The sequence below is a fragment of the Pseudoalteromonas sp. SS15 genome (genome assembly GCF_049257195.1).
Taxonomy (GTDB): Bacteria; Pseudomonadota; Gammaproteobacteria; order Enterobacterales; family Alteromonadaceae; genus Pseudoalteromonas.
In genome coordinates this window covers 283,885-299,088 of sequence record NZ_JBMMUD010000005.1, presented here as the reverse complement: position 1 = coordinate 299,088, position 15,204 = coordinate 283,885, and the positions used below count along the sequence as shown (strand labels likewise).

Sequence of the window (15,204 nt, the reverse complement as noted above, 5' to 3'; positions counted from 1 at the left end):
AGTAAGAGTAAACCTAAGTGTTCAAAGTCAATAACTCCATCATATTCATCACATTTATTACCGCAGTTTCTACAATTCTTGGCTTAATTGTGAACGTTTATAGTTATGTATCGCACGATGTCTCAGAGCCATTGTCAGCGTTACTGTATATTTTCGGCTTATTTGCGAGTGTTTCTTTGTCTAGAGGAAATGGTTTAGGCCAAATTTTGGTGAAGACTTTTTGGTTATGCCAAACTTTCGTTGTTGGGTGGAGTGGTACTAAACTAGGCTTTTCTTTCGCGTTGGCAATTAGTGCACATTTTAATATTACGCCTGAGAGTTATGTGGTGATTAATCTTATCGGCGTGGTAATGGTTGTTTTGTGTTTCTTAAAGCTGAACAAGTCTGAAGTTAAAGCTCAAGCTGTTCGGGCTTGAATGTAAACTTGAGCGTGGCATAAAGCCACGCCTACATTCAGTAAAAGACGAACAGGTGAGTAATTAAGGTTAATCATTAACTGTCTAACTAACTGCTCCCACTATTAAAAACTAATATCCAAATAACTCTGCGTATCCAACACCTTTAAAGCCGCCACTGGCTTTAACTCTGCCTTCCCAGTATTGAATCGAAAGCTTATTAACAGAATCTTTGGTGAGGGTTTCAATCACGATAGGCTCGATATTCGGCAAAGTAACACGCCATTTGCTCGGATAGTGTTTATTATCAATACTAATGTGCTCAAGCTTCTCTAGCTGAATATCCTGTTTGTGAATTTGTTGTGTTTGACCTTTATCATCAATATGCGTGCCGCTACAGTAATCATAGTTTTGCTGCGCATCACGAATGCAGAATAACATCAGGCCTGTTTTTTGACTTTTATCAGTGCTACTTACTAAGCTAAACCAATCCCAACCCATTTGATTTTTGTCGATTAAGCTTGCCGACCACTCTCGGTCGTACCATGCGTTACCTGTGACTTTATAGTCTTTCCCTGCAAAGGTTAGGGTGCCAGCGGTTTCTAGAAACGGGTAGCTAAAATAGTAAGAGGCATGACCGCTTTGTGTTTTTTGGCTGTAGCCATTGTCACCATGTAACGTAAGTGGGCTGTTAGTTAGTGATACATCAATGGCATAGTCGCCTTGTTTGGCTTTCATTTGCAGGGGTAAAAAGTCGCGAGCTTGACTTTTAAGTGACCAATCATCTAAAGAAGCATTAAAGGGTTGTGCTGTTATTTGCGCTTGACCTGCACGGGCATAGCGCTCAAAGGCAACATGTTTTTGCTCATGTTGCAGGGCGAAGTGCGCGAAGTAGAGCTGGTCGTCCCACCAGGTTGATTCAAACGGCAGTGGTACTTGGGTTCTAAATAGCGTCCACTGTGCACCAAAGGTTTCACCTGTTTCAGCCGAAAGGGTTGCAGTGATATACCACCATTCAATGCCTTGCGCTAAATGTGCGCTATGATCTTCAGGAAACTTCACACCACGTTTAGCATCGACAGGTTCGCCACGCATGGTATGTAAAAGCTGTTTTTCTTGCGGCTGTTGTGCTTTTTCACAACCCAGTAGTGTCAATAGAGTGAATAATAAGACATAAACAGATTTCACAATTAACCTTCCTTACGATGTAAGCTGGCAGTGAGTCTTTTCACTGGTAAATAAGCGCATATCACAGCAGATAGCAGCAAGAATAAACAAGTGCTGAGCAGAGCAGGTATATCTAGATAGAAATGTATGGTCCAGCCAAAAGCAATAGGCATAACGTATTTCAGCAATGCCAAACCCAAAGCTAACCCTAGCGGCATGGCAAATAAGCATGTAAAACCAACTAAAGCAATGGTTTGTATGAGTTTTAGCTTATGTAATTGAGTCGGGTCGACCCCTAGGCTATTTAGCACAGAAAGTTGTTTTGCGTGTTGAGCACTGAGACTTAATAAGCTAATACATAAACTGAGCAGTGCGATGGCGAGAATAAAACCATTGAGTACTTTCGTGACTTTAAAGGTGTCGTTAAACAGTTTATTCGCGATTTCTTTAAAGCGTTTATTTTCTGAAATAGCGGCGCTATCTATGCCATATTTATTAATCAGCTTTTCAGTAATTTGAGAAGTTGATACTTGTCCGTTCAAGGACAAAGATAAGCCATATACTTGCCAATGTAATGGGCTTTGCTTGATATTGTCTTCAAGGGTAATCAGGCTCAATGCGGTGTTGCCATAGTCATAAGCAAAGGCTGAAATACGACATAAGAAACTGTGTTGGTTTTGTTTGAACATCACAGTATCGCCAAGTTTAATACCGTGCTTTATAAGTGCTTGTTCATTGGCTATGCAGCCATTATTAGTAAAGTGTGTAGCACTGACAGACTTGCCTGTAGTTATGTTGATATGTGAGAAAGCATCCGCGCTATTACCAAAGCTTTTTAGTTTTGTTGGCACTTTATGAATGTAACCATCTGATGCCATGTAAATGCCAACGCGTTTAATGTCAGGATCGTTGCTTAGTTGTGCTCTCAAGGTAGGTTGATACTTATCGACATAAATATACATGTCGGCACTGAGTTGTTTTTCAAGGTGTGCATTGAGGGTGTTACTGAAACTTTTTACCATAATTTGCATACCGATTGCGCTACCAAACGCAACTAAGATAGCCACAATGGCAATGCGTAATTCAGCTAATTGAGATTTACTGTCGGCGTAAAGCCATTGCCAAAGGGGTTGCTTAAATGGGTTTTTGAAACTCAGTAAGCCTTGTAAGCAGGTCGGTGTGAGCAGTACAAACAAGGCTAAGATGAAGAAGCACAATAACAGCGCTTCAAACTCAGTGCTGGCATTTAAATACAAGTAACTCAGTGCGGCAAGAATACCAAGTAGCGATACACCGAAAAGCATATGGCTTTGGTTTTTCAGCGTGTTTTTCTGAGTAACAACCATAAGCGCCAATGTCGCTAAGTTGACAATAAATCCCAGTGCCAAAGTCTGCCATTGCCAGCCTATGGTAAGCGCTTTATCTAACTGATATAGCCCCATTAAGGTACGGTTTATATCGAGCACCAGTGCATTGGCAATTAAAAAGCCTGTCACGCTGCCAAGTAGCGCGGTGATAAAACTCATGAGGGTAAACTCTATGACAATGGCCGTCGTAATCGCCTGTTTTGAGCACCCCAACATGTTAAATTGAGTGAGCAGTTTTTTGCGCCCGGCAATAGAAAGTTTAATGGCGTTGAAGCTTAAAAACGCAGCGACAATATAGCCAAGTAGCGCCAGTGCTGCGAGGTTAAAAAAGAAAGCTTCAGAAAGCGCATCAAAGTCTTGCTCTTGTGAGGCAATTAATCTGGCTTCATGGCCCAAAATGTCCTCAACCTGCGAAACTTGCTCAGATGCTAAGCCTGTGAATTCGATAAAACTGAGTTTACCTTGTGCGTTGAGTAGCATGTCTGCATAGGCAATATCGGTGAGCGACCAAACGCCTATGTCATCAACTAATATAAATTTTGGCGTATGCGGATTGTTTTGCAGCGTAAGTTTCTTCTCATCTTTGTTGAGTTGATATCTTTGCGCCCGCTTGCTGTCAATCATAATGGCGTCAAATGCAAAGCCAGTTTTCTCGTGCTCTCCAGTTTGAGCCGAGAATGTGGGAATAGGCTGAGTCATCCAGAGCAGACTGTTTATACCCTGAACGTAAAGAGTTTTACCTGAAGCAAGAGTCAGCTTTCCCCGTAATACAGGTTGCGCCTTGGTGAAACCATTTCCGCGTAACTTCAACCAGAGCGAACCATCGAGATAGTCTTGCCCAATAGGGGGCTTGACGATGTGGCTAACTGCAGAGTCTATGAGGGCTGATGATTTACTGTGGCGATTTTTTGCTTCTTGGTTAAGTCCGGCAATAGCGGTGAGTAGGGCACTGCCTAAACTTAAGCCCACGATGAAGAGCAATAATAACCAAGGGTGACGCCTGAAATAAGCAATATGCGTCGTCAATATCAGTTTAATTTCGGTCATGAGTTACTCGTTGAATTGCCCGTTAGCGAGTACTTTTACCGTATCAAAATACTGTGTCAGTTGCTGCGAGTGAGTGACCATAATTAAGTTGATTTGTCTTTCTTTACATAAGCTTGCGAGCATTTCAACCACTTGGTGGGAGCGAGCTTGATCTAAGTTGCCGGTAGGTTCATCAGCAAGTATGAGCTTAGGCTGGTTTAATAAGGCTCTGGCAATACCGACTCGTTGTTGTTCACCACCAGACAATTGGTGCGGTAACTTATTTAACTTACCATTTAAACCAAGTTGCTCAATCAAAAGGTCAAATTCTTTGGCATCTTGATTAGGGTAGTTAAGCTGGTGCTGAAATAAGATGTTTTGTTTAACCGTGAGGCAATCAAGCAATTGGTAATGCTGGAATATAAGGCCTATTTTTCGACGATAATGGGCGAGTTGCTTGTCGTTATATGCAGATATAACCTCACCATTAATGCTGATTTGGCCGCTATCGGGCGAGAGTAATCCTGCGAGTAGATGTAAAAGAGTGGTTTTTCCTGAACCACTGTCACCGAGCAAAGCCACTTGCTCTTGTGCACTGACTTCAAAACTAAAGCCATCGAATAGGGTTTGTACTTGGTCGCCATCAGCGCGAGAGAAGCATAGTTCAGTTACGCTTATCACTGTAATTCCTTGTTGCTCAGTGGTTTTGCTTAGTCTACCGAATCGATTTGAATAAGTGAAAGCATTAACTTGCAACAAAGTATGTGTTCATCAGCGGATGCTCTCAAAGTAGCTTAAGTATATTACTTTGAGAGCGCTATCAATCTAAAATTACACAATGTCGCCAAAGCGACCCATTTGATAATCGCGAACAGCTTGATGAAGTTCTTCTTGGGTGTTCATTACAAAAGGCCCCATGTGGGCGATTTTCTCGCGAATAGGCTCACCGACTAACACTAAAACACCTAACCCGTTTTCACCTGCTTTTAAAGTCAGTGGTGCTTTGGGGTCAACTTCAAACTGGTAGGTTTCGACATATTCAGTGTCTGCAATAGACCCTGAGTGAATATAAACAAGGGCTTTGCTGTGAACCGAAATGTCTAAGGTTGTTTCAGTATTCGCTGGTAACATTACATCGGCAATCGCGCCATTACCTGCTAATTCATCAATTGATGATGTCGCGCTTTGTTGCTCTAGTCGCCAACTTCCAGCCAGTGCTCTTAGCTCTATACCTGCGTCATTTTGTAACACGGGCACTTTTTGCTCCGTGGTATCTTGATAACGAGGCGGGCGCATCTTGTCTTTTGCTGGCATATTTAACCAAATCTGAAAGCCGTGCATGCCATGCTCGGCATCAGCGAGTGGCATTTCAGAGTGTATTACACCGCGACCAGTGCTCATCCACTGCACGTCACCTGCACGTATGGCTTTTTTGTTGCCCATTTGATCTTGGTGCTCAAAACCGCCTTTACGAATATAAGTAAAAGTTTCAATTCCACGGTGAGGGTGAGCAGGAAAGCCTGCCATAAAGTCATTTTTGTTGTCTGATTTTAGTTCATCGATCATCAAAAATGGATCAAGGCTTCTACCGTCAAAACCCGCAATACGGCTAATGTTGACGCCAGCACCATCTTGGGTGGCGTGTGCTTTGTTGGTACGAATAATTTTCATGCTATTTAATCTCTAACGTTTTGATGAGGCAAATTTAGCAAGTTTGGTTGAGGTAAATAAGTGTAGGAAATTGATGAGTATGTTCAAATATTTTGAATAGTTTTTTAAACAGGCTGCCTAGCTTGATTAGGCGCAATCAAGCTAGGGGTAAGCAATATCTTTAGTTAAATAAAAATATAGAAAATGACTAAGCTGATTTACCTGAATGCTCAAATTGTAACTCACAAAGTCTTTGATATAGCTTTGATTCTTTGAGTAGTGTTTGATGATTGCCTTGCGCAACAATTTGTCCTTTATCCATCACCACTATGGTATCGGCATGCATTACGGTTGCAAGGCGGTGGGCAATAATTAACGTTGTTCTATCTTGCATGAGCTCATTCAAAGCAGCTTGCACATGAAATTCACTTTCTGCATCAAGGGCGCTGGTGGCTTCATCAAGCAATAGAATTGAAGGGTCTTTTAAAATGGCCCTGGCGATCGCGATCCGCTGTTTTTGCCCTCCTGATAAGCGAACGCCTTGCTCGCCTAAAAAGCTGCTATAGCCTTCGGGTAAACTGGTAATAAAGTCATGGGCATGGGCACGTTTTGCGGCCTCCATTACTTGCTCGTCAGTTGCATCTGGGTTGCCGTAGCGAATGTTGTGCCATACATCAGAGCTAAATAGCACAGGGTTTTGCGGCACCATACCCATTGTGTGTCTAAGAGAGTCTAAAGTCAGAGAATCAATAGATTGCTCGCCTATAGAGATGTTTCCGGTTTGCGGGTCGTAAAAGCGCTGTAATAACTCAAATAGAGTGGTTTTGCCAGCACCTGAAGGGCCTACAATGGCAACAATTTTGCCTTTTTCGACTGTCAGATTAACTTTATCAAGCGCTGCAACTTCAGGCCTTGAAGGGTAATTAAAGGTGACATTGTCAAATTTTAAGTGGGCATCCTCATGCCAAGTAAGTAGGGAGGCATTATCTTTGTTGGTAATATCACTTTTGACATTCAATAAATCTAATAATCGGGTTGCAGCACCCGCAGCACGTTGAAGCTCGCCGTATACTTCAGAGACAGTTGCCACACTCGAGGCAACAATCACCGCATAAAAAACGAAGGCAGCCAATTCACCGCCTGACATACGCCCAGCGATCACATCCATGCCACCAACCCAAAGCATCACAGTAATGGCGCTAAATGTTAAACCTATTACAGCGGCAATTAAGATCGCACGCTGTGTAATACGGTGTTTTGCGACAGTGAACGCTTTTTCTACTTCTCCTGCAAATGCGGCTTTTTCTTTTGTTTCATGTGTATAGCTTTGAACTACTTTGATATTTTGAATAATTTCACCAGCATAAGTACTAATATCTGCAATGGCACTTTGGCTGCTCTCAGAAAGCTTACGGACTTTTTTACCGAAGAAGAAAAGGGGAAGCAGAGTCAAAGGTACGCAGAGCATCACCAATAAAGTCAGCTTAAAGTTCAAAATGAATAACATAACTAAACCGCCAATCATCATTAAAGCACTGCGCAGCGCCATTGAAAATGATGAACCAACGATGGATTGTAATAGTGTTGTGTCCGTGGTTAAGCGTGACATCAGCTCGCCGCTGCGGTTTTCTTCAAAGTAACTCGGGTGTAGGTGAATAATTTTATTAAACACGGCTTTTCGAATGTCATTACATACTCGCTCGCCAATCCAGCTCATTAAATAAAATCGTGTAAAAGTACCCCCTGCGAATAATACAATCAGTGCAATCATCACAAAGACTGCATTGGTGAGTTGTTCTACTGAACCTGCAATAAACCCATGGTCGATGACATATTTCACGCCTTGACCTAATAGCAGGTTCAAGCCTGAAGTAAATAAAAGGACTAGCAAGGCTGAAAGTGCGACTAGCTTATAAGGTTTTACAAAGCCAAAAATAGGTAACAGGCTTTTAAAAGCAGACTGCTGTTTTTTGTCGTTAGCGCTCAAAAGAGCCTCCAAGTGTTAAGTTGATTGAACATTCATCGGAAGTACGTAAAGTGTGCCTTTAATTTATTGAACTATAAAGATAAACAACTCAAGAGAATTGAATCTTTTGTAACAAATAGTCATTTGCGGTTAAGGCAGTTTCGATTAAAATGCCGCCTCATATGACAATGTTTTCAATGGAAATTAAAGGAATACCATGAAAAAGCTTCTTACTGTTGCCGTAATTGCAGCACTTTCTTCATTTTCTTCTGTAGCTGATGAATCTAAACAATTATTCAACAATCTAAGCTATATGCATTTGGATGGTGGAGATTTTGGCAGGACAACTAATGCTTACCAATTATCGAGCCATTATTTTTTCGAAAAGCAAGCGCATTCAGGCGTATGGGATGACTTTGGGTATCTAAATACAGATAGTAATATTGGCGTCGCCTACTTCAATTACGATAACACAAGAGATTTATCAATCGCTGGTGAGTGGTTTGCAACACCAAAGTGGTTTGTGTCTGCTGGAAGCGCTGATGTGGGACACATCAGTGATGATGCATTTGTTGGCTTAGGTTACTTATTTGAAGACAAATTGAAAGTAAGCGCGCGCTATGAAAAGCATAACGGCACAAATAATCGTACTATGCTAACTGCTGAATATAATCATCAAATTAATGAAACTGATTATTTAGGTGTAACATTCGAAACTAAATCTGACTTTGATACGTGGTCTTTATCGAGTCGTTACTTCATGCATATTGAAGGTGATAGTTTTATAAGTGTTGATCTTCAGCATTCTGATTACGACGGTTTTGATGGAACGAATTTGATAGCAAATTATTATCTTAGCCGTAACTTGTCCTTTGGTGCAGGCTCTTATGATTCAGACTTAGGGATCCAAGCGAAATATTTCTTCAATGATAAGTTTCATTTAGGCGGCAGTATCATCGACTTTGATGGTGGCGAAGTTTACCAGCTTTCTTTCACTGCTCAGTATTAAGTTAAAATATATTAAAATGCCACACGAATTTGTGTGGCATTTTAATTTTAAGGTCTACTCACCAAGATTTTGCATTGGTTCAATGTCTTGAGTATTAGAACGTATAAACTGCTCAACATCCTCAATGAGATCACTGCTAAATCCTAATTGGGCTTTAACACCTACGGTACCGTCAACTTTTTCAATCAAAGTAAATTCATTTACACCTAAAGCTCGTGAAAATACTGTGTGAACCTGCTCTTTGTTAATATCTACCACTTTAACTTTTGAAGATGTTTTGTAGAATGCAAGAGGCCCTGTTTTGGTATCAATCCAATCAATAGACCAAAAATAGTGACTGTTATTTTTCAACCCAGACTTTTCATACAAGGCCTCGTTAAACGAGACATTGCTACATTTGTTATACAGTCCTTTGTTGACACAACCTGAATGTTTAGCCACATTTTTGCCGCTAGCGCTTACATCTAAAGGTACTTGTTTACCATTGTTGATATTTATTAATACGTAGTCATCGACCTTGTTGATACCGAAAGCGTTACCTAAATCTTTTGTTGCACTTAAGAAATTACCTAATGAATCGCTTTTCTTTGCTTCATCCTTTTCTAATAAAATAAAGTTTGTAGAAGCTACATCGCCATTTTGATGTTTGGCAATATGGTAACCATCTAATAAAGTGATTGATTTTACCTGCTCGCTACCAATTACGTATCTAAAAGCGGAGCCTTTTCTACCAATTACAAAACCATCTGAAGTAGGTGTAACAGAAGAGCCTGTAAATGTTTTACCGGTGACTGTATTTACTTTGAATGAGTCGCCTTGTTTGTATACTGTTGCGACTTTAATTGCGCCGTGTTGAGAGTTTGCTTTGTTGTACTTTAGAGTGAATGAACCATCAAAATTTTGGATTGCATAAGTAAACTCACCAGTAAGCCTGTTTGCACCTATATTGACAACACTCCCTTCATAATCGTTATACATATTTTCATTGATTAAAATGCCATCTTTTTGTCTTGAAAATAATGCAGCGCCGCCTGTTTTATCAACCTCTACTTTTTTAGCAAGTAGTTCTTGTTCTGTGATTGTCGGCTCAGGTTGAGAGGTTGCTTGAACATTTTGCTGTTGAGCATTTGGAACAAGGCTATTTACATTCATGCCCTGAATTTTTGCAAGAAATGCTTTTCGCATTTCAAGTTCCATTGCTTTTTCTTCAGCAGACTTTGGTGCAGAAGGAGTAGAGCCACAGCCCGCAAGGGTTAGCATTGTTGCAGAGATAACAGATGTGGCAATTAGTTTTTTATTCATTATTGAGATTCTCACTCTTTATTTTAAATTCCATATTAGCTTAATAATGAATTAACATATTGAAATACATTAACTTATTTAGCTTGTGAATTTAAACATTATTCAGCTTTTTACACAATGCTATAATTAACATATATTAATTAATTGTTTAATGATTGTGCTATTTGGGGCTGGCAAACTAATAAGTACTAATATCGAATTTCAAACTGTTGCTTAGTTACATTTTCGTCATACTGCCATTGATATCTAAGCGGCTCTGGGTTGCTATCATAAAGCCAGATCTCCGCGACAAGAGCTATGTCTTGGCGACTTATAGTCACTTGCTGCGACAGCTCGCCATTCTTAATCGGTTTTCTTAAAATACAGTTTTGGTAATCAGCTTTGTTAGAGTCAACTTTGCTTTGACAGACATTTAAATATGCCCTTACATTGCCTGTAGATATTTTGGCATCTATCAATAAATCAAAATCTGTTTTCAAGTCAAACGATTGATCAATCGTTAGGTTTGTCATAATGACTTCAGAATTTGAGCTAGCATTGTCTTCATTATTTGTATCATCACTAGAACTATCAGAGTTATCAGTTTGTGATGAGTTATCTGAGTTCGAAGTGCTATTAGTTTGCTCTGAAGCAGATGAACTCGCTGATGTGTTTGATACGCTGTTATTACTTTCGCTGCCACCACCGCCACAGGCACTCAGGGCGAGAAAGCTGGTTAATAAAATAAGATATTTGTTCATTGCTCTGCTCCAAATTGAATAGTGATGTTAGTGTTCACTGTGTTGTACCAAAGCGGTGCAGATACCCCGTTGCTGGTGGCAAAATCTGCAAACTTGTCATATGCCCGATTTATATCGACGCGTTCATGAGGATGGCGCCAAGGCGCGCCAATGGCTAAAGCGAATGGAATGCCGTTCTCGGTTTGAAAATATAATGATTCACTTTGGTTACTCGCATCATCCGCTGCAACAGAAAAGAGAGCGGTGTTAAATGCTTCTGTGGGTGCTTGGTTCTTTAAATGAACCTCTAAGCCTCTGTAGTTACCATCTGTAATGGCATCACCATGGTAATGGTCGCTACTCGCAAAAATGAACGGGTCGAGCATACTACCTGGCGCATTTTCTGGCGAAAGCGCCGTTTTGAGTGGTAAGGTCATGGAGAAAGTGACTTTAGCGTTCACATCGCAATTGACCTCAGTTCTAAAATATTCGCAACCGTTTTGCACGTTTATATGATCCCACATATCAGATGCGACAATGGCAATGGCTTCTGCTCTGTTAGGTTCAATAATTGTTTGTGGGACTGCTTGGCCATTAATAAACAAACTCGAATTTGAGCTGTCGATTTGCTCAGCTGTAAGTACTTTAACCAAGCCAGAATTAATATCTTTTTCGTAGAGTCTAACAGCAAAACCATTATGGAAACTTGCCCCTACACCAAGAATTTCGCCTTCAATGCGGTAGCTTGTCACCCCTTCAGATGAGAAGTATTTAATGGTGCGATAATGAAGGACTAAGTCATTAAAATCAGAATCGCCAAGGTATGGCCATCGGTCTTCATAAGCCAGTGTTACCCAATCGTTTTGGCCCGGATAACTTACAGACCCATATGTTTCGAATTCATAGTCTTCAACTTCTCCACCTTGTACCGCACCATAGGCAGTTAAAGTTGCCTCTTGTCCGTCAGTGACTCTGAATCTAGCCCATGAGTTGCCATTAGCTGCGTCCTCAGGTACATCAATTAAAATGCTGTTCGCACCTTGATCAAGATTAACTTTATCAATGGCTTTTTCGTCTTCTGAGAAGGTACCATCTTGGTTCCAATCAAACCAAGCATAGAGGGCACTTGCTTGAGATACTGTGACGATGACTTGTGCAGTTAAACCCGCTGCAAAATCTGTGGCTAAAATTACGCCATCATCAGAGCTGTCAGAATAATCAATGTTCATATCGCTGCTGGTGTTGATGTTTTCACCGTCTACAGAGTCACCTAAAAAAATAAGGTTTTGGCTATCTTGATTGGGGTCGAATACATGGCGTGCGCCATTATTATCAAGTGCACTGCGATAGGGGAGTGGTGCGTCACCGAAATCCATCGATTCATCAGTTACTTCGACTTTTGCGATAGCGCAACGCGCGCCGTCGTTTTGCCCTGATTTAGGGCCAAGCGTGAAGATCTCTGTGGTTGGGTTATAGCCTGATTTATCGTCAGGTACATTGGTTAAGTCGACTTTAAAAATATTGCCAGAGTTATTATTGCTAACATAAAAGATAATGTTTTCAGTCGTTTCGCCAGTAGTTTCGTCATAAACATCTTGTACGCCAAAATAAGCCGCACCAAAAGCACCGGTATCTGTGCCAATATCTAGGCGAGTAACCAGCTCCGGGGTGCTGTTTGGTTCAAGAGAAATCTCAAACAGATCACCATCTGATTCCATCGCATAGAGTTTGTTAGTGATAGGGTGAAATGCGAAATCATAAATTGTTGTAGACCAAGTTTCACTGCCCGGTTGTTTAGTCGCTGTAAGTGATGCATTTAAGTCATTAGAAAGCGGAATTTCGAATAAACCTCTGCCTTTATTATAAATAAAGTAGCTCGATGTACGGTTATCGGTTTCACCTTCAGCAGGAGCATCACCGCTGACTTTTACATCGCCAACAAAGAAGTGAATGCCCTCAGGTAAACCGCTAACGTTCAGCGCTGTTGAATCGTAATGAATTGTCTCGCCTTCAACGGTTTGTTCAATTCGAACAACTTGTTTGCTCTCTTTTCTAAAGCCATATAAATATTGGTCTTTAAAGTTAAAACCTATGGCATTAACACTAGCTGTGTCTTCAGAGCCATTTAACCTTAGGGTGCCAGCGATAAGATTGGCTCGCCCTGATGCTAAATCGATACCATACATTTTGGCATTATTGTCTTGCATTAAGAAAGCTTGGCTGGGGCAGTTTTCAAAAGGGGCAGCACTAGCCAGAAGTGGAGCTAATGCTGCGGCGATCATGCATCTTTTAATCATGTCAACACCTAGGGTTTTAGAGTTTTACAATTAGATGCATGATCAAGCCCAATATTTAAGTGATTGTTTTACAATTGATATGACTAAATAAATGTGCATTTATTTTTGTTCTGCGTGGCATTTTGCAAATCTATTCTGTTAGGCGTTAGCGAGTTGGGGATTACTTTCTTAAGTCTCAAAAAACGCGACTATTTTCCCTTCTAGCTCGCCTTGCCAAGGACTACCAAGCACGTCTTCGACCGATGACTGGCAATACGATAAAAACTTTAAAGCTGTTTTTGGCATATAACGGTCATTTCTTGCAATAAAGTACCAATGATTAACTAAGGGCAGCCCTTCAACGGGTAATACGGTTAAATTTGCGTTGTGGAGATCTAAAACATGTTGTGAAAGCATGCCAATGCCCATGCCAGATGAAATTCCCACTTTGATTGCTTCATTACTTGAAAGCTGCTGCAAATGGGCGGGCGCAAGACTGTTACTTTGTAAAAAGCCGTCAAACATCATTCTGGTGGCTGAGCCTTGTTCACGCATTAAAAAACGATGCTCTACCAGCTCATTTGCCTTGATGCTGCTGCGTGAGCTTAAAGGATGGCTTTTATCAGCAACTAAAACCAGCGGGTTTGCCAAAAATGGTTCAGCTATCGCATGTTCAAGAGAGGGCGGGTGACTAAATACATAAAGGTCGTCTAGCCCGCGTTCGAAACGTTGTAACACTTGTTCACGGTTACCGATTTCAAGGGTAATGTCTATTTCAGGATATAGCGTCTGAAAAGGCCCAATTAACCTAGGCAAGATGTATTGCGCCGTATTCACCATAGCAATTTTTAAGTGGCCAGAATGTCCCGCTTTTATGTCGGTAAGTTGTGCATTGAATTCATCCAAACAAGCAAAAATACGCTGACACGATAAATACAACGCGTTACCAGCTTCTGTTAAAACAAATTTTTGTTGTTTAAAAACATACAGAGTTTGCCCCACTGATTCTTGCAGTTTCTTTAATTGTATCGAGACGGTTGGTTGAGTTAGGTGAAGGCGCCTTGCAGTTTCACTAATTGAACCGGTTTGTACTAAAGTCACATAGACTCTCAGTAGCCGAAAAGTGAGATATCGCTCAATCATATTGATATTTATCTATAGGTATATTCTTTAAGTTTAATTTTTATCAATATTAAGAGTCTTTTACAATGCCGCTCGTCGAAATTAAGGAGTGCTTATGCCAGATATCATCGTAATGTTTTTTATTCTTGGGCTCGTTGCGGGTTTATTGAGGTCTGATCTTGCTATACCCAAAGCTACCTATGACACGTTAAGTCTGCTTCTCATGTTGACTATAGGTCTAAAAGGGGGGATAGCATTACATGGTAATGTGAGCTGGTCTTTATTACCGCAAATGTTGGCGGTTGTGTCGTTAGGGGCACTTATTCCACTGAGTTTATTCCCGATTTTGAGAAAGCTGATTGGCTTATCAATTGCCAATAGCGCAAGTATTGCAGCCCACTATGGCTCGGTAAGCGCCGGTACTTTTGCTGTAGCGCTGGCATATGCCGAAACAAACCAATTAACAGTCGGTGCAGAAGTTACTTTGTACCTGGTATTGCTAGAGCTACCAGCAATTATTGTTGGCCTATTGTTATTTAGAAGGCTCTCTCAAGATACTAGCTCGCAAGTATCAATGAAAGCGCTTTGGCATGAAGCGTTAACAAACAAAAGTGTCATTTTGCTCGTTGGTGGTGTGTTTATCGGTTTAATGTATGGTGAGCAGCAAGGTGCACAAGTAACAGGACTACTAACTTCGAGCTTTAAAGTGGTATTGGCACTATTTTTACTAGAAATGGGTATTACAGCGGCGCAAACGTTAAGGCCGATGCCATTTAAGTATTGGAAGCTGGCAATATTTGCTTTAACCGTACCATTTATCTTAGGTACTTTAGGTGTATTCGTCGGTGCTGCGCTCGGTTTAACCCTAGGCTCTATCGTTGTACTTGCGAGTATTATGGCCAGTGCCTCGTACATTGCAGCACCAGCGGCGATTAAGGCATCCATTAAAGAGGCTGATATTGGTTTAGCAATGTTAAGCTCGTTGGGTTTGACCTTCCCGTTAAATGTTGTGATAGGTATTGGTGTGTACCATCAAATAGCCTTGTGGCATCTTGCATAATCAATAAAGCTGGCATTGCCAGCTTTATTTCTAAAAAGTTAATTTTAATCAATATTATCCCGCAAAACTTAATATATCATCTATAGTTATAAAACTAGTCTTTTCATGGATCTAAAATGCACAGGATGTGTTAATCACTGAGAGT

At 40.9% G+C, this 15,204-nt stretch carries 12 protein-coding genes; 3 read left to right on the top strand and 9 right to left on the bottom strand.

The window, feature by feature from the left end; genetic code table 11:
• Positions 1 to 17 precede the first annotated feature (17 nt).
• The gene (locus AAEU28_RS12545) at positions 18 to 416 is read left to right on the top strand and encodes a hypothetical protein (protein WP_421964425.1); all 399 of its coding nucleotides are present in this window, start codon (positions 18 to 20) and stop codon (positions 414 to 416) included.
• Positions 417 to 527: 111 nt separating this feature from the next.
• Here the strand turns inward: AAEU28_RS12545 and AAEU28_RS12540 are convergent, their stop codons facing one another.
• From AAEU28_RS12540 to AAEU28_RS12520, 5 genes are all read right to left on the bottom strand, one after another.
• The gene (locus AAEU28_RS12540) at positions 528 to 1,583 is read right to left on the bottom strand and encodes a lipocalin-like domain-containing protein (protein ID WP_421964424.1); all 1,056 of its coding nucleotides are present in this window, start codon (positions 1,581 to 1,583) and stop codon (positions 528 to 530) included.
• A 2-nt stretch (positions 1,584 to 1,585) separates the two neighbouring features.
• Complete coding sequence (locus AAEU28_RS12535) at positions 1,586 to 3,976, bottom strand: FtsX-like permease family protein (protein ID WP_421964423.1); 2,391 nt, start codon at positions 3,974 to 3,976, stop codon at positions 1,586 to 1,588.
• A 3-nt stretch (positions 3,977 to 3,979) separates the two neighbouring features.
• The gene (locus AAEU28_RS12530; protein ID WP_421964422.1) at positions 3,980 to 4,636 is read right to left on the bottom strand and encodes an ABC transporter ATP-binding protein; all 657 of its coding nucleotides are present in this window, start codon (positions 4,634 to 4,636) and stop codon (positions 3,980 to 3,982) included.
• 150 nt (positions 4,637 to 4,786) lie between these two features.
• Positions 4,787 to 5,626, bottom strand: a complete 840-nt coding sequence (locus AAEU28_RS12525; RefSeq protein WP_421964421.1) for a pirin family protein — start codon at positions 5,624 to 5,626, stop codon at positions 4,787 to 4,789.
• A gap of 187 nt (positions 5,627 to 5,813) precedes the next feature.
• Positions 5,814 to 7,592, bottom strand: a complete 1,779-nt coding sequence (locus AAEU28_RS12520; RefSeq protein ID WP_421964420.1) for an ABC transporter transmembrane domain-containing protein — start codon at positions 7,590 to 7,592, stop codon at positions 5,814 to 5,816.
• A 196-nt stretch (positions 7,593 to 7,788) separates the two neighbouring features.
• On the opposite strand from AAEU28_RS12520, the gene AAEU28_RS12515 reads away from it, so the two are divergent.
• A complete protein-coding gene (locus AAEU28_RS12515; RefSeq protein WP_421964419.1) occupies positions 7,789 to 8,580 on the top strand; it encodes a putative porin in 792 nt (263 codons plus the stop codon).
• Positions 8,581 to 8,634: 54 nt separating this feature from the next.
• Here AAEU28_RS12515 and AAEU28_RS12510 read toward each other — a convergent pair whose 3' ends face one another.
• The 4 genes from AAEU28_RS12510 to AAEU28_RS12495 form a co-directional block, all read right to left on the bottom strand.
• Positions 8,635 to 9,882, bottom strand: coding sequence for a hypothetical protein (locus tag AAEU28_RS12510; protein WP_421964418.1), 1,248 nt, complete (start codon positions 9,880 to 9,882; stop codon positions 8,635 to 8,637).
• 188 nt (positions 9,883 to 10,070) lie between these two features.
• Entirely contained in the window at positions 10,071 to 10,622 is a 552-nt protein-coding gene (locus AAEU28_RS12505) for a hypothetical protein (RefSeq protein ID WP_421964417.1), read from the bottom strand.
• On the bottom strand, positions 10,619 to 12,898 hold the full coding sequence (locus AAEU28_RS12500; protein ID WP_421964416.1) for an LruC domain-containing protein: 2,280 nt from the start codon (positions 12,896 to 12,898) through the stop codon (positions 10,619 to 10,621). Before AAEU28_RS12500 ends, AAEU28_RS12505 begins: the two co-directional genes overlap by 4 nt.
• 168 nt (positions 12,899 to 13,066) lie before the next feature.
• Positions 13,067 to 14,020: a LysR family transcriptional regulator gene (locus AAEU28_RS12495; protein WP_421964415.1), complete on the bottom strand. Its 954-nt coding sequence runs from the start codon at positions 14,018 to 14,020 to the stop codon at positions 13,067 to 13,069.
• A gap of 94 nt (positions 14,021 to 14,114) precedes the next feature.
• Here AAEU28_RS12495 and AAEU28_RS12490 point away from each other — a divergent pair, with 94 nt between their 5' ends.
• Entirely contained in the window at positions 14,115 to 15,059 is a 945-nt protein-coding gene (locus tag AAEU28_RS12490; protein WP_421964414.1) for a sodium-dependent bicarbonate transport family permease, read from the top strand.
• The last annotated feature ends 145 nt before the right edge of the window (positions 15,060 to 15,204 follow it).

Excerpts from the sequence above, each read along its gene's own strand:
- AAEU28_RS12500 (WP_421964416.1), bottom strand. The coding sequence starts at position 12,898 with ATGATTAAAAGATGCATGATCGCCGCAGCATTAGCTCCACTTCTGGCT.
- AAEU28_RS12495 (WP_421964415.1), bottom strand. The coding sequence starts at position 14,020 with ATGATTGAGCGATATCTCACTTTTCGGCTACTGAGAGTCTATGTGACT.
- AAEU28_RS12490 (WP_421964414.1), top strand. The coding sequence starts at position 14,115 with ATGCCAGATATCATCGTAATGTTTTTTATTCTTGGGCTCGTTGCGGGT.
- AAEU28_RS12525 (WP_421964421.1), bottom strand. The coding sequence starts at position 5,626 with ATGAAAATTATTCGTACCAACAAAGCACACGCCACCCAAGATGGTGCT.
- AAEU28_RS12515 (WP_421964419.1), top strand. The coding sequence starts at position 7,789 with ATGAAAAAGCTTCTTACTGTTGCCGTAATTGCAGCACTTTCTTCATTT.
- AAEU28_RS12535 (WP_421964423.1), bottom strand. The coding sequence starts at position 3,976 with ATGACCGAAATTAAACTGATATTGACGACGCATATTGCTTATTTCAGG.
- AAEU28_RS12505 (WP_421964417.1), bottom strand. The coding sequence starts at position 10,622 with ATGAACAAATATCTTATTTTATTAACCAGCTTTCTCGCCCTGAGTGCC.
- AAEU28_RS12510 (WP_421964418.1), bottom strand. The coding sequence starts at position 9,882 with ATGAATAAAAAACTAATTGCCACATCTGTTATCTCTGCAACAATGCTA.